The 17,402-nt window shown below is 67.5% G+C and carries 12 protein-coding genes; 4 read left to right on the forward strand and 8 right to left on the reverse strand.

Annotated features, from left to right (window positions below; genetic code table 11):
* Positions 1-190 precede the first annotated feature (190 nt).
* The 3 genes from ABIA73_RS19990 to ABIA73_RS20000 all read right to left on the reverse strand — a co-directional run bounded on the left by ABIA73_RS19990 (position 191) and on the right by ABIA73_RS20000 (position 3,131).
* Entirely contained in the window at positions 191-973 is a 783-nt protein-coding gene (locus ABIA73_RS19990; RefSeq protein WP_025874707.1) for a helix-turn-helix transcriptional regulator, read from the reverse strand.
* Positions 974-1,072: 99 nt separating this feature from the next.
* Positions 1,073-2,198, reverse strand: a protein-coding gene (gene prfB / locus ABIA73_RS19995) for a peptide chain release factor 2 (RefSeq protein WP_099818762.1) whose coding sequence is annotated in 2 segments (ribosomal slippage) — positions 1,073-2,122 and positions 2,124-2,198 — 1,125 coding nt in all. Because the reading frame shifts where the segments join, the coding sequence is not laid out codon by codon here.
* A gap of 90 nt (positions 2,199-2,288) precedes the next feature.
* Positions 2,289-3,131: a LytTR family DNA-binding domain-containing protein gene (locus ABIA73_RS20000; protein ID WP_248148793.1), complete on the reverse strand. Its 843-nt coding sequence runs from the start codon at positions 3,129-3,131 to the stop codon at positions 2,289-2,291.
* A gap of 197 nt (positions 3,132-3,328) precedes the next feature.
* On the opposite strand from ABIA73_RS20000, the gene ABIA73_RS20005 reads away from it, so the two are divergent.
* Complete coding sequence (locus ABIA73_RS20005; RefSeq protein ID WP_354276202.1) at positions 3,329-4,618, forward strand: acyltransferase family protein; 1,290 nt, start codon at positions 3,329-3,331, stop codon at positions 4,616-4,618.
* Here ABIA73_RS20005 and ABIA73_RS20010 read toward each other — a convergent pair.
* Positions 4,557-7,466, reverse strand: coding sequence for a DUF2135 domain-containing protein (locus ABIA73_RS20010; RefSeq protein ID WP_354276203.1), 2,910 nt, complete (start codon positions 7,464-7,466; stop codon positions 4,557-4,559). The two genes, ABIA73_RS20005 and ABIA73_RS20010, sit on opposite strands and share 62 nt — an antisense overlap.
* 133 nt (positions 7,467-7,599) lie before the next feature.
* On the opposite strand from ABIA73_RS20010, the gene ABIA73_RS20015 reads away from it, so the two are divergent.
* Positions 7,600-8,649 (forward strand): DUF1176 domain-containing protein, encoded by a 1,050-nt coding sequence (locus tag ABIA73_RS20015; protein WP_279207632.1) that lies wholly within the window; start codon positions 7,600-7,602, stop codon positions 8,647-8,649.
* A gap of 40 nt (positions 8,650-8,689) precedes the next feature.
* On the opposite strand, the gene recJ is transcribed toward ABIA73_RS20015, so the two are convergent.
* Positions 8,690-10,447 carry a single-stranded-DNA-specific exonuclease RecJ gene (gene recJ, locus ABIA73_RS20020; RefSeq protein WP_032975538.1) on the reverse strand — a complete coding sequence of 586 codons (1,758 nt, stop codon included), beginning with the start codon at positions 10,445-10,447 and terminating at the stop codon, positions 8,690-8,692.
* Between the two features lie 121 nt (positions 10,448-10,568).
* Between recJ and ABIA73_RS20025 the strand changes: the two genes are divergently transcribed.
* Both ABIA73_RS20025 and ABIA73_RS20030 read left to right on the forward strand, forming a co-directional pair.
* Positions 10,569-11,612: a DUF1176 domain-containing protein gene (locus ABIA73_RS20025; protein WP_140227032.1), complete on the forward strand. Its 1,044-nt coding sequence runs from the start codon at positions 10,569-10,571 to the stop codon at positions 11,610-11,612.
* A gap of 16 nt (positions 11,613-11,628) precedes the next feature.
* The gene (locus ABIA73_RS20030) at positions 11,629-12,678 is read left to right on the forward strand and encodes a DUF1176 domain-containing protein (RefSeq protein ID WP_354276204.1); all 1,050 of its coding nucleotides are present in this window, start codon (positions 11,629-11,631) and stop codon (positions 12,676-12,678) included.
* Positions 12,679-12,714: 36 nt separating this feature from the next.
* On the opposite strand, the gene ABIA73_RS20035 is transcribed toward ABIA73_RS20030, so the two are convergent.
* The 3 genes from ABIA73_RS20035 to carB are packed head-to-tail and all read right to left on the reverse strand — an operon-like array spanning position 12,715 to position 17,354.
* Positions 12,715-13,635 (reverse strand): phosphoglycerate mutase, encoded by a 921-nt coding sequence (locus ABIA73_RS20035; RefSeq protein ID WP_025874723.1) that lies wholly within the window; start codon positions 13,633-13,635, stop codon positions 12,715-12,717.
* 3 nt (positions 13,636-13,638) lie between these two features.
* Positions 13,639-14,103 (reverse strand): transcription elongation factor GreA, encoded by a 465-nt coding sequence (gene greA, locus ABIA73_RS20040; RefSeq protein ID WP_025874725.1) that lies wholly within the window; start codon positions 14,101-14,103, stop codon positions 13,639-13,641.
* An 8-nt stretch (positions 14,104-14,111) separates the two neighbouring features.
* The gene (gene carB / locus ABIA73_RS20045; protein WP_354276205.1) at positions 14,112-17,354 is read right to left on the reverse strand and encodes a carbamoyl-phosphate synthase large subunit; all 3,243 of its coding nucleotides are present in this window, start codon (positions 17,352-17,354) and stop codon (positions 14,112-14,114) included.
* Positions 17,355-17,402: the final 48 nt, after the last annotated feature.

The following is a 17,402-nucleotide window of genomic DNA, read 5'->3' on the forward strand; positions in this document are numbered from 1 at the left end:
GGTGTCGGAGTGCGGGGTGTCCGCGGCATGGATGCCGCGGCCAATCCTACACGGACGTACTTGCGGCGTCCCCGCACTCCGACACCGCCCCGCCACCCCACGGAAAGCCCGCTGTTGCTGTTGCTGTTGAGGTTGCCGGCCAGCGGCCGGCACTACAGCAGGTGCAGGGCTGCAAGCCCTGCCGACCAACCTACCTTCGCGGCAGGTAGGTCACCAGTGACAGGTCGTGCCGGCTCTCTGGCACCAGCGCCACGTACTGCAGGTCCAGCAGACCGCGCGTGGGATGGTTCAGCTTCTTCGCACCTTCGTCGAAACGACGCACATCGTGCTCCGGCCACCACTGGCGGAACTGCTCGCTGTGCGCGCCGATGTCCTCGGCCAGTGCCAGGAACGGCGCCTTGTCCGGCGCCTGCGCCATCGCCGCGCGGAAGCTGGCCAGCAGCCCGCGGGTCATTTCTTCCCAGTTGAGGATCAGCGTGCGGTACGGCGGATACAGGAACATCAGCCGCAGCGTGTTGCGTTCGTGCGGCGCCAGCTGACCGTAATCAACAAACAGATCGGCAATGGCCGGGTTCCAGGCCAGGATGTCGAATCGGGTATTGCGCACGTAGGCCGGGATCGGCTGCATCGCCTCCACCAGCTGGCGCAGGCCGTCGGTTACCGTCTCGTCGGGCGATTCCAGCGGCACGCCATAGCCGGACAGCGCGAACGCGTAGGCGCGCTCGTCGTCGCTCAATCGCAGTACCTGCGCCAGGCGCTCCAGCACCTCGGGCGAGGCGCGCACTTCGCGGCCCTGCTCGATCCAGGTGTACCAGCTGACGCTGACCCCGATCGCCAGCGCAACTTCCTCGCGCTTCAGGCCCGGCGTGCGTCGGCGGCCGGCTGGCAGCCCCAGCGTTGCGGGGTCGACCCGCGCACGGCAGGCCTTGAGAAAGCCTCCCAGTTCCTTGCGTTCGGCTTCACTGCGCATCATTGCCCTGCCCTGCAGGTTTCAACGGCGTTGCGGGACGCCGAAGACGTCCCCCAACGCAGGGCCCGGGCAGCGGACGGTACCGCTGTCGCCGGGCACGCATCAGGCATCGATGCGCTTGGAGCCGACCGCCAGGCCGGCCTTCAGGCTGGCCTCGACGAACTCGTCAAGGTCACCATCGAGCACCTTCTGCGTATCCGAACGCTCGATGCCGGTGCGCAGGTCCTTGATACGGCTCTGGTCGAGCACGTAGTTGCGGATCTGGCTGCCCCAGCCGATATCGGACTTGGTGGCTTCCACCGCATCACGCTCGGCGTTGCGCTTCTGGATCTCCAGCTCGTACAGCTTGGCGGCCAGCATCTTCATCGCGTTGTCGCGGTTCTGGTGCTGGCTACGGCCGGTCTGGCAAGCCACGACCGTGTTGGTCGGGATGTGGGTGATACGCACCGCCGACTCGGTCTTGTTGACGTGCTGACCACCGGCACCGGACGAGCGGTACACGTCGGTACGCAGATCGGCCGGGTTGATGTCGATTTCGATGTTGTTGTCCACTTCCGGCGACACGAACACCGAGGTGAAGCTGGTATGGCGGCGGTTGTCCGAGTCGAACGGCGACTTGCGCACCAGGCGGTGCACGCCGGTCTCGGTCTTCAGCCAGCCGTAGGCGTAGTCGCCTTCCACGCGGAGCGTGGCCGACTTGATGCCCGCGACGTCGCCACCGGACACTTCCATCAGCTCGGTCTTCCAGCCACGCGATTCACACCAGCGCAGGTACATGCGCAGCAGGATCTCGGCCCAGTCCTGGGCTTCGGTACCACCGGCACCAGCCTGGATGTCGACGAACGCCGGGGCGGTGTCCATCTGCCCGGAGAACATGCGCTGGAACTCCAGCTTCTCCACGTGCGCCTGGTGCTTGTCCAGGTCGGCCACCACGGCCAGCGCGGTGTCCTCGTCCTGCTCGGACTCGGCCAGCTCCAGCAGTTCGGTGGCGTCGCTCAGGCCTTCCAGCACCGCGGCGATGCCGCCCACGGTCTTTTCCAGGGTCGAGCGCTCGCGCCCCAGGTTCTGGGCGTACTCGGCGTTGTTCCAGACGTCGGGGCTTTCCAGCTCCCGCGTTACTTCCTCAAGACGCTCTTTCTTGGCGTCGTAGTCAAAGATACCCCCGGAGCGACAACACGCGATCGGTCAGATCGGCGATGCGCTGGCGGACAGGATTCAGTTCGATCATGTCGGCGGTTATGCATTCAAAAGATGACTGCAAATGATACCGCAGGCCGGGGTGAACCGGCGCAGAAGCCGGTCCCGCCCTGCCACGCCCCTACCCGCCCAAGGCCTGGCGCAGCAACGGCAGCTGGCGCCGGCTGCAGGGTACCTTGGCCCCATCGGCCATGTGCAGCAAGGCCTCGCCCCCATCCAGCGGCTCGATCGAGCGCAGCTGGTCACGGTTGACCAGCCAGCTGCGGTGGCTGCGCAGGAACAGGACCGGGTCCAGCCGCGCCTCCAGCACTGCCATGGTGATCCGCAGCGGGTAGTCATGCCCGCGCACCCGCAGGTTCACATAGTTGCCGGCGGCCTGGGCGTACTCGACGTCGGCCGTGGCCACCAGGAACTCCTTGCCCAGCTTGCGCACAAGGAAATGGTCGGGGCGATCGACCGGCTCGACCGGAGGCCCCTCGTCGGGTGCGGCCAGCAGGGTCGCTTCACCCTGGCGGCGGCGGCCGAACCAGGCCAGGGCATGGACTGCCGAGACCAGCAGCGCATAGGTCTGGATGTCCTTGAAGAACTCGTAGAACCATTGCGCCGGCCAGTCCCCAAAGGTGTAGTGGCTGCCAAGCACGGCGTGGACGGCCTTGCGCAGCAGGACCATCGCACTCACATGCAGCAGCCACCACGCAACCGCGCCCAACAGGTACGGCGCCAAGCGCTGTCGCCAGGTATCGGTGTGCAGCGGCCAGCGCGAAGCGGCGCGGATCAGCACCGCCAGCAGCAGCAGCGACACCAGCGCACTGCTGAACTCGTCAATCGTGGCCGCCATCCATTGGGAGGGCAGCCCATCGCGCGCCGCCATCATGGCCTTGGCCAGCACATTGGCCGCCGCCGTCCCCAGGAACAGTACGACCCAGAACACGGCTGCCTGCCGCCCTTGCCTGCCGTTGCCCATCGATTCGCCACGCACGTCCGGGTCCTGCTGGTTGTACTCATCCATCACTGGATTATCGCCAACCACAGCCCCACTGACCCACGCCATTCGTCCCCCAGCTCCGCCATTGGGCCCTGCCGGGCATCCAATCGCCCCTTGCTGCTGGCGACAGCCCACAAGGACTTCCACTCTGCTAGGACGCCAACACGGATACCGCCATGACCCGCCGCCACGACCTCGACACCCTGCGTATCGGTGCCTTCGGGCTGTTGATCCTCTACCACGTGGCCATGGCCTACGTGGCCGGATGGGACTTCCACCTCAAGAGCGTCCACACCGCGGAGTGGCTGCAATGGCCGATGATCGCGCTGAATCGTTGGCGCATGCCGCTGCTGTTTGCCATCTCCGGCATTGCACTGGGCCTGTGCCTGCCCGCGCAGAGCCGTTGGCGATTCGCGCTGCGGCGCGGCGGGCGGCTGTTGTTGCCGCTGTTGTTCGGCATCGTCGCGGTCGTTTCGCTGCAGGCCTACTGTGAAGCGGTGGACAAGGGCGACGTCACGCCAGGGCTCGGTGCATTCCTGTGGCGCTACTGGCAGTTCCGGCCGTGGCCGGGAGCCAGCTTCACCGGTGCCGCCTATGGCTTCACCTGGAACCACCTGTGGTACCTGGCCTATCTGATCCCTTACACGCTGCTGGCGATCGTGTTGGCCAGCGTAGTGCGGCCGCTGCGCCACCGCCTGCCGGGCCTGCCTGCGGGCGACCGCTGGGTGGCCACGCTGGGCCTGCTGCTGCCGGTGCTGTGGCTGGCGTGGGCGCTGCTGGTGATCCTGCCCGCCCACCCGCCAACCCATGCGCTGGTCGATGACCTGTACGTCCACGCCGAATCGCTGCCCCTGTTCCTCGGCGGCTTCCTCGCCGCGCGCTGGCAGCGCGGCTGGGATCTGCTGGTGCGCGGCCGGCGGTTGACCCTGATGCTGGCCGTTGTCGGGCTGACTGTCGAACTGGGCATCCGTGCACTGGCGCGGATGCCCGATGTTGGCGATCTGCCGCAGTGGGTGCTGGCGCTGCCGTGGGCGCAGACCGAGCGCGTTGGCCGAGCGCTGTACACCTGGTGTTCCCTGCTGGCCCTCTTCGGATGGGCGCAGGTCCTGCTGGCCCGGCCATGGCGTGGCTTGAGCTACTGCCGCGAGGCGGTGTTCAGCTGGTACATCCTGCACCAGACCGTGTTGATCGTGCTGTTGTACTGGTTGCGGCCCTTGCAGCTGGGTGCGTGGCTGGAGCCGGCGCTGGTGATGGTCGGTACCGTCGCCGGCTGCCTGCTGATCCACGAACTGCTGGTGCGCCGTGTGCGCTGGCTGCGGCCGCTGTTCGGGTTGCGTGCCGATCGCAACGGCGCAGTGAGCATCACGCAGGATCACAGCGCCGGCCGCCGGGCATGGCCCGGCGCTACCGCACCTCGAACTCGCCGACCAGCACCGTCTCGGCACGATCCTTCAGCCGCATCGTGATCATCTGGTCCTTCTGCTTCGGCGTGCCCCAATGGGTAGTCAGGCGCAGCATCAGCGTCGTCGCACCGGTTACCAGCTGCTGGCGGCTGCCGAAGTAGTTCGCCTCCACCTTGTACTTGCCCGGCTTGGCGTTGCGCAGCGAGAACTGTTCCGGACCATAGCCACCGGTGAAGTCCTGCGACATCTGCCCACCCTGGTAGGTCAGGCGGTTGCCGTAGTACGCACGCTCGCCGTTCGGGTCGGTGACCCACAGGTCCATGTCGCTGTTGTCGGCATCCCAGGCCAGCACCACGCGCAGGTCCAGCGGCATCGCCTGCAGCAGGCGCGGGTCGATGCCGGTGGTATCCAGGCGCGGCTTGCTGCCGGCCACCAGGTTGGTCAGTTCATCCAGGGCGATCAGCGCGATGCCGTCGAAACGACCATCCCACGGCCGCACGACCACCTGGTACAGCGGCGCCAGCGCCTGCTGCGGCTTGCCCGCTGCGGCCAGCGCCAGGCCCAGATCACGGAAGCTCTGCGGTTCCTCCTGCCCCATCGCCAGCACCTGCTCGAACACCGGCACCGCCAGTGCGGGTGCATCGGCCTGCAGCAGGCGATAGCCGAGAACGCGCAGCAGATGGCGGTTGTCCAGCTCCATCTCGGCCAGGTTGGACAGCACGCGCAGGGCAAGATCGCGCTGCCCCTGTTCGATCAACAGGTCGGCCACGTCGAGGAAGAACGCACTGCTGTTGGCGTTCGCAGCGCGCTCGGCCAGATAGCGGTCGTACAGCTGCGACGACGGCCCCTGGCGCAGGCGGCGGGCGACCGGCGAATCCGATTGCCAGGCAGCCAACCGGATTCCCAGCTGGCCGTCATTGGCGGCGGCCGGTGCATTGGACGCCGTGGGTTCGATGGCAACGGCATCCATCGCGGCCTCCAGGCCGGCAGGTGCCTGCCGCGGCGGCGATCGACGGGCGCGCGCGCTGCTGGACTCCGCCCGCTGCTCGGCGGCAACGGCCATCGGCGCTGGCGCGGGAGGAGGCGCGGCGAGCATCGCCACCGGGGCAGCCGCGTACGCGTCCTGACCGACCACTTCCAGCGCCTTCGCCTGCACGCGCATGCCCTTCGGCCAACTGCGGCTCCACCATTGCTGGCGCTGCTGCCACTGCGTCACCACCTTGTCCAGGCGCTGACGGTCGGCGGCATCGCGATCTGCAACCTGGCGTGCGAAGCGCTGGTCGTACTGGGCGCGCAAGGCACCTGCGGGGCGGATCGCGTAGCGCAGGTAGTCGTCCAGCGTTTCCAGCACGATCAGTGAAGTGTCCGGGCCCACCAGGCTGAACTGCTGCGACAGGCGCTGCATCGCCTCGCGATTGCCGCGCCGATCGGTCGACAACTGCTGCAGGCGTGCCTGTGCCCACAGGCCGGCCAGCAGATCGCCATCGGCGCTGGTGGAGCTCTCCGGCAGTGCCTGCCATTGCCCACCGGCAATGCGCACCCGCATCGGCACACCTTCGGCCGCCAACCGCGCATGCAACCACAGCCAGCCCTGGGCCTGGCTGCGGCGGTCGACCACCACGTCCTGCACGCCACGGCCGGCATCGATCTGGACATCCAGCGGCATCGACAGCAGCTCCCGTGCAGCGGCATCGATATCGCTGCCGAGCGCCACGAAACTGCCAGCATGCGCCTCGCTCCAACCGCGCAGGCGGGTGGCATCGGTGCGTGCGCCGGCACTGCTGACCGCAAACAGGCGCTGATCGGCGGCCAACGCCGGCAGTGCTTCCGGCCCATAGGTCAGCAGGCCGTCGCTGACCATCAGGTACTCCTTCACCGAGGGCTGCGGCTGCCACTGCGCCAGCGCGCTGGCGCCATCCGGCTGCACCGCCATCAACGCGCGCCGCAGTTCACTCCAGTCACCGCTGCGTATACGGAAATGACGCACGGGCTCGGCGCGATCACGCAGCACGGTCAGCGCGACGTTGCCCTCGCCCATCGCAGCAAAGTAGCGATCCAGCAGCGCGAACTCGCGGGTGCGGTCGCGCTGGCCTGCGGAACCCGAACCGTCCCACAGCAGCCCCACTTCCGACGGCACACGGCGCGGCGCGGTCGACGTCGGCACCGGCAGCTGCGCCAACAGGTAGTGACCGTCCTGCCAGCGCGCAACCTGCACCTGTGCCTTGCGCTCGGCCGGCAGCGTCCATTGCAGCTGGGCCGGCAACTGCGCGCCACGTCCTTGCCAGTGCAGGCGGCCATCGGCGATGCGGAACGGCGCGCTTCCTGCCTCAGCCCCCTTCGGTGCCCGCACGTCCAGTTCGACGGCTGCGGCGCCGGCGACGAACTGCAGCGGCAGTGTCCAACGCCAGCCCTGCCCGGCATATGCCAGCGGCTCGCGTACGACCAACTGCACGCGGCGGCTGCCGCCGGCCGGCAGCGGATACACGCGCAGCCGGAACTGGTTGCCGGCGGTCTGCTCCAGCAGGCCCGGGTCGACGCCACGACGGGCGATCTCCTCGAACACCTGACGACCGCGGTCCTTGGGCACCGGTACTGCCTCGCGCAACTCGCCGTTGATGTCCAGGGCGAACCCCGTGATCTGCTGGCCCTCGGCCAGCGGGAACTGCAGCTCACCTTCCAGCACGCGCTGGTTGGGGTTATGGAACTCCAGGGTGATACGGGTCTGGGCGATACCGGCCTGGACCTCGCCTTCGATGCGGGCATGTCGCAGTTGCACGGGCTGTTCGGCGGCGGGCGCGATCAGCAGCGGTGTGGACGTCATCGGCGGTGCCGGACGCCGCGACGCCTGGGGCAGTGCCGGCCAGCTTGCCAGGGCCAACAGCAGTACGGTGCAGCAACGGGCGAAGACCATGACAGGACTCCAGTGGGATCGTGACTGCTTGAACGCACCAACCGGGAGGACGGGGTTAACGTGATTCGATGCTGGTTCTTCGCTGCCACTGGGCGCACCATGTGCGACTTCCCGATCCCGTGCAAGGATGCCCATGCGTTCTCCCCTGCTTCCCACCCTGCTGGCCCTGTGCTGGCCGTTGGCCGCCGGCGCCGTCGATGCGCCTGCAGGCCTCTATTTCCAGCATCACGACTGGGTCGTGGCCTGCGACAACACGCGCACGTGCCGCGCGGCCGGCTACGCCAGTGGCGATGACAGCACCCTGAGCGTGCTGCTGACCCGGGCGGGCGGCCCCAATCAGGCCATCAGCGGTCGGCTGTCGTTGCAGCCGATCGATGACCAGCCGCAGCCCAAGGGCGCGCTGCACCTGCGCATCCAGCAGCGTGACCTCGGTGTGCTGGCGCCGGCCACGGAGCCGGGTGTCCATGTGCTCAGCGCGGCACAGACCAGCGCAGTGCTGTCCGCGCTGGTGCGCGATGGTGGCATCGCGGTTGTCGATGCCGCCGGCCACACGTGGCCGCTGTCGGACAAGGGCGCAGCGGCTGTGCTGTTGAAGACCGACGAGTTCCAGGGCCGCGTGGGCACGCCGGGCGCGGTGATGCGCAAGGGGGCCGCTGCCGAAAGCAGCGTGCCTGCCGCCGTTGCCAAACCCGTGGTGCGCAAGGCACCGACGCTGTCGACGCCACCGGACGACCCGGCGTTTTCCAAGCTGGCCGCCTCGCCGGCGCTGCGTGCGGCGCTGCGCGCCACTCTGGAAGAACCCAGCTGCGAAGGCCTGCTCGACACCGACCCGGATCTTCCGATCAGCAATTCACCACTGCAGATCCAGCGCCTGGACACCAAGCATCTGCTGGTCAACGTCCCCTGCTGGCGCGCGGCCTACAACACCGGTGATGGTTACTGGGTCATCGGTGAGAAAGCGCCCTACCAGCCGCAATGGGTGACCAGCGACGCGATCGACTACGGCGACGGACAGATCGTCGCCTCGCACAAGGGCCGCGGTCTGGCCGACTGCGTGTCGGATGAAACGTGGACGTGGGATGGCACCCGCTTCGTCGCGACCTCGGCGATCAGTGGCGGCCTGTGCCGCGGCGTTCCCGGGGGTACCTGGGAACTGCCGACGCGGGTGACCGACGTACGCTGACCCTTCCGAAGCGATAGCGCCGGGCCATGCCCGGCATGGACTACGCCGGCAGGCAGTGCTCGACGATCAGCTGGATGGCGGCGCCGCCACGATAGTCATCGCAGGCGAGCCGGTAGGCGAGATGCACGTGGCGACCGGGCGCATTGCCGTGCCAGCCGCCGAAATGGATCGCGTTGATCGTGCCGGGTACGCCGGGCAGGCGCAGTTCCAGCTTCAGATGACGCTCCTTCAGCACGCGCCAGTTGGCCACTTCGAAGTGGCCATCGAACAGCGGCTCGGGAAAGCCCTGCCCCCATGGACCCGCCAAACGCAGCGCATCGGCATGGCGATGATCGAGTTCGTCCGCGGCCAGTTCGCCGTCGCTGAGCACCTGCTGCTGCAGTGCAGCCGGGTCGAGCATTTCCAGCACGGTGGCGACGAACGCGGCTTCGAAGGCAGCCAGATGATCCAGGCGCATGCTCAACCCGGCGGCCATCGCGTGACCGCCGAAGCGCTCGATCAAGCCGGGATGGCGTGCATCGACCAGCGCCAGCGCATCACGGATATGCAGGCCGGCGATCGAACGCGCCGAGCCGCGCAGGGTGTCGGCGCCCGGCTCGGCCGGCGCGAACGCGATCACCGGCCGATGCAGGCGATCCTTCATCTTTGAAGCAACCAGGCCAACCACGCCGGGGTGCCAATCAGCATCGAACAAGCAGGCCGCCACCGGGCGCTGGCCTGCGGTATCGAGCACCACCCGCGACAGCGCGTGTTCGGCGTCATCGGTCATCGACTGCTGGACCGCACGCCGCTCGGCGTTGATCTGTTCCAGCGTCTGCGCGATGTCGCGGGCCTGCCGCGGATCTTCGGTGAGCAGCAGGGCGATACCCAATGCCATGTCTTCCAGCCGACCGGCCGCGTTCAAGCGCGGGCCAAGCCCGAAGCCGATGTCGGTGGCGGTCAAGCGTGCAGCATCGCGGCCGCTGGCCTCGATCAATGCCTTCAGGCCGACGCAGCCCTGGCCATTGCGCAGCCGGCGCAATCCCGCGCTGACCAGGGCGCGATTGTTGGCATCGAGCACCACCAGGTCGGCCACTGTGCCCACCGCCACCAGGTCCAGCAGCGTGGTCAGGTCCGGCCCTTTGCCATCGGCAAATACCCCCGCTTCGCGCATCTGCCGGCGCAGCGCCATCAGCACGTAGAAGATCACGCCGACACCGGCCAGCGCCTTGCTGGGGAAGGCGTCGCCGTCGAGGTTGGGGTCGACGATGACATCGGCCGGTGGCAGCTGTGGACCGGGCAGATGGTGATCGGTCACCAGCACCTGCCAGCCACGCGCCTTGGCCGCGGTCACGCCGGCATGGCAGGCAATGCCGTGGTCGACGGTGACCAGCAGATCCGGCTGCAGCGCAGCCAGCTCGTCCACCAGTGACGGCGACAGACCATAGCCGTGCACCATGCGGTTGGGCACTGCGTGGAAGACATGTTGCGCGCCGAGCATGCGCAGCCCGCGCACACCGACCGCGCAGGCGGTGGCGCCGTCGCAGTCGAAATCACCGACTACCAGGATGCGCTTGTCGGCGGCGATGGCTTGCACCAGCAGGTCCACTGCCGCGTCGATGCCGGTCAGCAGTTCCGGCGCATGCAGGTTGCCGAGCTTGGGCAGGGCCAGCTCCGGCGTGTGCGCACCACGTGCGGCATACAGGCGTGCCAGCAGCGGCAGCGTGCCCTCCGGCCAGCTACCGGGCGCGACTGCATCGCGACGGCGGATCATCGGCGTATCGGAAGACGGCAGCGCAGCATCGGCGGCAAGGGACATCGGCATCGCCGGGTTGCGGAAGACCCGCGCATGATACCCCGCTCGGCTCGCCAGGCTCTTCCGGGCTTGGCGCAAGCGTGGCGATCGCCCATGCTTGTTCGCTTCTGAAACGGAATTCGCCATGTACCGCCTGCTGTCCGTACTGCTTGCCAGCCTCCTGCTGCCACTTGCTTCCCAGGCCGCAAACACGCCGCCAACCCCCGGTATCGAGTTCGTACACCACGACTGGTTCCTGGCCTGCGACAACACCGGCACCTGCCGTGCAGCCGGCTACAGCCCTGAAAAGGCGGACAGCCTGCTGGGCCTGATGCTGGAACGTGCCGGCGGCCCCGGCACGGCGGTGAAGGCGCGGCTGCGGGTCGGCGAGGATGGCGAAAGTGCAGTGCCTGAAGGTTCAATGCGCCTGCACGTGAACGGTCGTGATCTGGGCCCAGTGCAGGACACCGGGGCCGACGAAGCAGTGATGCTGCGGCCGACGCAGGTAGAAGGCCTGCTGGCCGCCCTGCCCGGCCAGGCACGCATCGAGGTGATCGACAGCAGGGGCACGCGCTGGCCGATTTCCGATCGTGGTGCCGCCGCGGTGCTGCTGAAAATGGACGAGGTCCAAGGGCGCGTGGGCACGCCCGGTGCGCTGGTACGCCGCGGCACGCGTGCCGAAGCGAGCGTGCCCGCCGCAGTGGCCAAGCCGGTGATCGTGCGCGGTGTGCTGGCGGCCGGCCGCCCCGGCGATAGCGGGCTGGGCAGCAGCGAAGCGCTGCGCGACGCGCTGATTGCCACGCTCGGCGACAACGACGACTGTCCGCGCCTGATCGAGTACGAGGGAACACCGGAAATGGTGATCGAGCGGTTGGACGACCACCACGTGCTGGTGCAGGCGTTGTGCCAGATGGGCGCGTACAACTACAGCAATGGCTTCTGGATCGCGCGCGATCAGCCGCCGTTCGCACCTGAGACGGTCACGCTGGAGGCAGAAGGCTTCTCGCGCTCCGATCGCACGTTGTACGCGCGCTACAAGGGCCGCGGCATCGGCGACTGCGTTTCCGGCTGGGACTGGGCCTGGGATGGCCGCAGATTCCAGCCAAGCAGTGCGTTCAGTACCGGTCTGTGTCGTGGCGTGGCGGGCGGGCACTGGACGCTGCCGACGCTTGTCAGCACGGTCCGCTGACCCGGAAACCTGGAACATGACTACGCTTCGATTTCCTCTACTGGCGCTGGCGTCACTGACGCTGGCACCTGTCAGCTTCGCCGGCACGCCCGCGCAGTTCACGTTCCTTGAACAGAACGGACACCTGGCATGCGATAACACAGGCACCTGCCGGATGGTGGCGTTCGGCCCACCGGCCGCGTTGATGCTGGGCGTGCTCATCGAGCGTGCCGCTGGACCAGACACCCCCGTGACGGCGCGATTGTCGCTGGCTGATGGCAGTGACGGCGCGCCCCGCAGCCCGCGGGTGCATCCAGAGGGCCGGCTGCGGCTGCATGTGGATGGCGCGGACCTGGGTGATATCGGCCCGGTGGATGCGCTTGAGGCCGGCCTGGCTCTGGCACCACCACATGCGCAGGCGCTGCTGGATGCACTGGTGCGCGGGCGGCCGGTCAGGATGACCGACACGGCGGGCCAGGCATGGCCACTGGCAGAGAACGGTAATGCCGCACTGCTGCTGAAGATGGACGAGGCACAGGGCCGCTTGCACACCCCAGGGGCGTTGGTGGGCAAGGGTTTGCGGCCGGAATCGCAGGTGCCGGCCGCACGGGTGGCACCTCGCCTGGTGCCGCCACCGCTGCTGGTTGAAGCCCACGACGAGGATGCCGCGCTGGCCGAACGTGCCGATCTACTGCAAGCGCTGCTACCCCGCGCCGAGGCCGGCGCGGGTTGCGCTGCAGCCTCTTCCCGCTACCTGCGCATCGAGCGGATCGATGCAACGCATGTGCTGGCGATGTTGAACTGCACGACCGGCCGCTACATCCGGCCAGCCGGCAGCTGGGTGATCCGCGACCGACCGCCCTTTGCGCCCGTGCCGATCACCGCATCCACGCTGTTCCCGCTCTACCCGCATGCCGTGTTCCTTGAAGAAGGCTTTGCAAGCGCTACGGACCGCTGCGGGACAGACCGGCATTGGGCCTGGGATGGAGCCCGCCTGGTGCTGGCGGCAACCTTCGTCGGCCGGCACTGCCTGGGCGCCGGTCAGCGCCACTGGCAACTGCCGACCTACGTTACGGAATCGCGCTAGGGCATCCGCCGGGCATGGCCCGGCGCTACCACCACGTCAGGCGTCGTGAAGCTGCCGTGGCTTCTTCCAGAACTGCCAGCGCTGGCCGCGATCCAGCTGGAACTGCAGGCCGTCCTCGAAATCCAGCACCAGCCGCTGCAGCTCGCCACGCTTGAGCGCGGCCAGCAGCGGCCGGATTGCATCGTTGCCCAGCTGCTGCAGCGAGCGCAGCTGGCGCAGGTCGACCAGTGCATCGACCGACTGCTCGCCATCCACCGCGACACCTGCGGCCTGGGCCAGGCCCTGCAGCAGCGCATCGCGGCTGCGCACCTGCGCGTGCGGCGTGGCCACCGATACCGGCATCACGCCACCACCCCAGAACCACAGCGAATTGATCGGCTGCTGGCCCTGCGCGGCGCGCTGCTGGTTCCACGAGTGGGTGTGCAGCAGCACCTGCGCTTCGGTCATCAGTGCGCGCCAGCGACGGCCCGCCTCGCCCGGCGGCAGGTGCGAGAACAGGTCATCACCCAGCACCTCGTCGGGGCTGTCGAACTCCGGCAGTTCAGTACCGATGGGCAGGCGCAGGTACCAGCGTGACGGATCGGGTGCATCCAGCACGAAGCCTGCATCCGCAAACAGCGGCTGCAGCACGGGCAGCAACGCCAGCGTATCGGCCAGGCTGGGCCGCAGCGTTTCGCCGTGGCCCATCATCCGCGCGCCATGCATGTCCGGCACCATGCAGGCCGGATCGGCACGCAGCCAGCAGGCGCCGGCGGCATCACCGACGTCACGCTGGCGGGTCAATGCGGCCACCGGCCAGTGCGGCGCGGCCACCGTGAAGTGGCGCAGCAGCTGCGCGCGTTCACCGGCGTCGCCCTGCGAGGTGGTGGCGCGGCCCAGGGCGCGCGCCACGTCATCCGGCAATGCAGCCACCGCAAAGCGGCTGCGTGCCGGCAACAGCAGGGTTGCCGTCGCCACGGATCAGTCCTGGTAGCTGACGCTGACGATCTCGTACTCGCGCTGGCCGGCCGGCGCATCGATCACGATCGAGTCACCTTCCAGCTTGCCGATCATCGCGCGGGCGACCGGCGAGGAAATCGCGATCAGGCCGAGTTTGATGTCCGCTTCCAGATCACCAACGATCTGGTACTTCTTCTCTTCGTCCGATTCCACGTCGGCCAGGATCACGCTGGCCCCGAATACCACCTTGGAGCCTGCATTGAGCTTGCTCACGTCGATGATCTCGGCGTGTGACAGCTCGCCTTCCAGCTGCTTGATGCGGCCTTCGATGAAGCCCTGTTCCTCGCGCGCGGCGTGGTACTCGGCGTTCTCCTTCAGGTCGCCGTGCTCGCGCGCTTCGGCGATCGCGGCGATCACCTTCGGACGCTTGACCGACTTCAGGTGATCCAGTTCGTCGCGCAGACGCTGCGCGCCCTTCATCGTGATGGGTGCTCTCATGCGTTCAACTCCTTGTGCAGTTCCTGCAGCGACCAGACCGGGCCGGTACCGCGGAATTCCAGTGAATCCACCAGCGCCTTGGCACCGGCAATGGTGGTCGAATAGGTGACACGGTGCTGCAGTGCCTCGCGACGGATCGAGAACGAGTCGTTGATCGCGGCACGGCCTTCGGTCGTGTTGACGATATAGACGATCTCGCCGTTCTTGATCGAATCGACGATGTGCGGGCGACCCTCGACCACCTTGTTGATGATCTCGCAGTCCATGCCGTGCTGCTGCAGCCACGCTGCGGTGCCACGGGTGGCAACCAGGCTGTAGCCACGCGCCAGCAGGGCCTTGGCCACCGGCAGCACGCGCTTCTTGTCCGGGTCGCGCACCGACACGAACGCCTTGCCCACTGGCGGCGCCTTGATGCCACCGGCTTCCTGCGCGCGCGCAAAGGCGGCGTTGAAGCTGCGGCCCACGCCCATCACCTCACCGGTGGAGCGCATCTCCGGCCCGAGGATCGGGTCGACGCCCTGGAACTTGGCGAACGGGAAGATCGCTTCCTTCACCGAGTAGTAGTCCGGCACGATTTCCTTGGTGGCGCCCTGCTCTTCCAGGGTCTTGCCCGCCATGCAGCGCGCCGCGATCTTGGCCAGCGGCATGCCGGTGGCCTTGGACACGAAGGGCACGGTGCGCGAGGCACGCGGATTCACTTCCAGCAGGAAGATGGTGTCGTTGCCTTCCTCATCGGTCTGGATCGCGAACTGGGTGTTCATCAGGCCCACCACGTTCAGGGCCTTGGCCAGCTCGACCACCTGGCGACGCAGCTCGGCCTGGGTTTCAGCCGACAGCGAGTAAGGCGGCAGCGAGCAGGAGGAATCGCCCGAGTGCACGCCAGCCTCTTCGATGTGCTCCATCACGCCACCGATCAGGACGTTGCCCTGGGCGTCGGCGATGATGTCCACGTCGCACTCGACGGCGTTGTCGAGGAAGCGATCCAGCAGCACCGGCGAATCGTTGGACACCTTCACCGCGTCACGCACGTAGCGGGCCAGATCGGATTCGCCGTAGACGATTTCCATCGCGCGCCCACCCAGCACGTAGCTCGGGCGCACCACCAGCGGGTAACCGATCTCGCGCGCCAGCAGCAGGGCTTCCTGGTCGTTGCGGGCAATGCGGTTCGGCGGCTGCTTCAGGCCCAGGTTGTCCACCAGCTGCTGGAAGCGCTCGCGGTCTTCGGCCAGGTCGATCGAGTCCGGGCTTGTGCCGATCACCGGCACGCCGTTGGCTTCCAGCGCGCGAGCCAGCTTCAGCGGGGTCTGGCCGCCGTACTGCACGATCACGCCCTTCGGCTGCTCCAGCTCGACGATTTCCAGCACGTCTTCCAGGGTCAGCGGCTCGAAGTACAGGCGGTCGGAGGTGTCGTAGTCGGTCGACACGGTTTCCGGGTTGCAGTTGACCATGATGGTTTCATAGCCATCCTCGCGCAGCGCCAGTGCCGCGTGCACGCAGCAGTAGTCGAACTCGATGCCCTGGCCGATGCGGTTCGGGCCACCGCCGAGGATCATGATCTTGTCGCGGTTGCTCGGCGCGGCTTCACACTCGTCCTCATAGGTCGAGTACAGGTAGGCAGTGCTGGTGGAGAACTCGGCGGCACAGGAGTCCACGCGCTTGTACACCGGGCGCACCTTGTGTGCGCGACGCAGCGCACGCACGGCCGCTTCGTTGGTGCCGGTCAGCTGGGCCAGGCGGGCGTCGGAGAAGCCGGCACGCTTGAGCTTGCGCAGGCGCGCCGCATCCAGTGCATCGATCCCATCGGCCGCGACCTGGGTCTCGGCGGCGATGATTTCTTCGATCTGGTCCAGGAACCACGGATCGATGTAGGACAGCTTGAAGATGTCCTCCACGCTCATGCCGGCGCGGAACGCGTCGGCGACGAAGAACAGGCGCTCCGGACCCGGCGCCTTCAGCTCGCGGCGCAGGGTCTGCAGGTCGTCTTCGCTGGCCAGGTCCAGGCCGGTCGGGTCGAAGCCGACCTTGCCGGTTTCCAGGCCACGCAGGGCCTTCTGCATCGATTCCTGGAAGGTGCGGCCCATCGCCATCACCTCGCCCACCGACTTCATCTGGGTGGTCAGGCGTGCATCGGCGGCCGGGAACTTCTCGAAAGCAAAGCGCGGAATCTTGGTGACGACGTAGTCGATGGACGGCTCGAACGAGGCCGGGGTCAGGCCGCCGGTGATCTCGTTCTTCAGTTCGTCCAGGGTGTAGCCCACGGCCAGCTTGGCGGCGACCTTGGCGATCGGGAAGCCGGTGGCCTTGGACGCCAGCGCCGAGGAACGCGACACGCGCGGGTTCATCTCGATCACCACCACGCGGCCGGTGCCCGGGTTGATGCCGAACTGCACGTTCGAACCACCGGTATCCACGCCGATCTTGCGCAGCACGGCGATGGAGGCATCGCGCAGGCGCTGGTATTCCTTGTCGGTCAGGGTCTGCGCCGGGGCCACGGTGATCGAGTCACCGGTGTGCACGCCCATCGGGTCCAGGTTTTCGATCGAGCAGACGATGATGCAGTTGTCCGCGGTATCGCGGACCACTTCCATCTCGAATTCCTTCCAGCCCAGCACCGACTCTTCGACCAGCACTTCGGTGGTCGGCGACAGTTCCAGGCCGCGGTTGACGATCTCGATCAGCTCTTCGCGGTTGTAGGCGATGCCGCCGCCACTGCCGCCCAGGGTGAAGCTGGGGCGGATGATGGTCGGATAGCCGACGCGGGTCTGGATCTCCAGCGCTTCGTCCAGGGTGTGGGCAACGGCAGCGGTCGGGCACTCCAGGCCGATCTCGCTCATCGCCACGCGGAACAGTTCGCGGTCTTCGGCCATGCGGATCGCATCGCGCTTGGCGCCGATCAGCTCGACGTTGTACTTCTCCAGCACGCCGTGATCGGCCAGGTCCAGCGCGCAGTTCAGCGCGGTCTGGCCACCCATGGTCGGCAGCAGCGCGTCGGGCTTTTCCTTGGCGATGATCTTCTCGACGGTCTGCCAGTTGATCGGCTCGATGTAGACGGCGTCGGCCATCTCCGGGTCGGTCATGATCGTGGCCGGATTGCTGTTGACCAGCACCACGCGGTAGCCCTCATCTCGCAGGGCCTTGCAGGCCTGGGCGCCGGAGTAATCGAACTCACAGGCCTGGCCGATGACGATCGGGCCGGCACCGATGATGAGGATGGTCTTGAGGTCAGTGCGCTTGGGCATTTTCTTCTCTAAGTCAGTACAGCGTGACAAGGGGGAGTGATCGCACGC

Origin of the sequence: Stenotrophomonas sp. 2694, assembly GCF_040548715.1 — a bacterium.
Taxonomy (GTDB): Bacteria; Pseudomonadota; Gammaproteobacteria; order Xanthomonadales; family Xanthomonadaceae; genus Stenotrophomonas; species Stenotrophomonas indicatrix.

What these genes read in the sequence shown, in the direction of transcription:
- ABIA73_RS20030 (WP_354276204.1), top strand. Translation starts at nt 11,629, where the DNA reads ATGACTACGCTTCGATTTCCTCTACTGGCGCTGGCGTCACTGACGCTG.
- ABIA73_RS19990 (WP_025874707.1), bottom strand. Translation starts at nt 973, where the DNA reads ATGATGCGCAGTGAAGCCGAACGCAAGGAACTGGGAGGCTTTCTCAAG.
- ABIA73_RS20010 (WP_354276203.1), bottom strand. Translation starts at nt 7,466, where the DNA reads ATGGTCTTCGCCCGTTGCTGCACCGTACTGCTGTTGGCCCTGGCAAGC.
- carB (WP_354276205.1), bottom strand. Translation starts at nt 17,354, where the DNA reads ATGCCCAAGCGCACTGACCTCAAGACCATCCTCATCATCGGTGCCGGC.
- ABIA73_RS20005 (WP_354276202.1), top strand. Translation starts at nt 3,329, where the DNA reads ATGACCCGCCGCCACGACCTCGACACCCTGCGTATCGGTGCCTTCGGG.
- ABIA73_RS20000 (WP_248148793.1), bottom strand. Translation starts at nt 3,131, where the DNA reads ATGGGCAACGGCAGGCAAGGGCGGCAGGCAGCCGTGTTCTGGGTCGTA.
- ABIA73_RS20025 (WP_140227032.1), top strand. Translation starts at nt 10,569, where the DNA reads ATGTACCGCCTGCTGTCCGTACTGCTTGCCAGCCTCCTGCTGCCACTT.
- recJ (WP_032975538.1), bottom strand. Translation starts at nt 10,447, where the DNA reads ATGTCCCTTGCCGCCGATGCTGCGCTGCCGTCTTCCGATACGCCGATG.
- ABIA73_RS20015 (WP_279207632.1), top strand. Translation starts at nt 7,600, where the DNA reads ATGCGTTCTCCCCTGCTTCCCACCCTGCTGGCCCTGTGCTGGCCGTTG.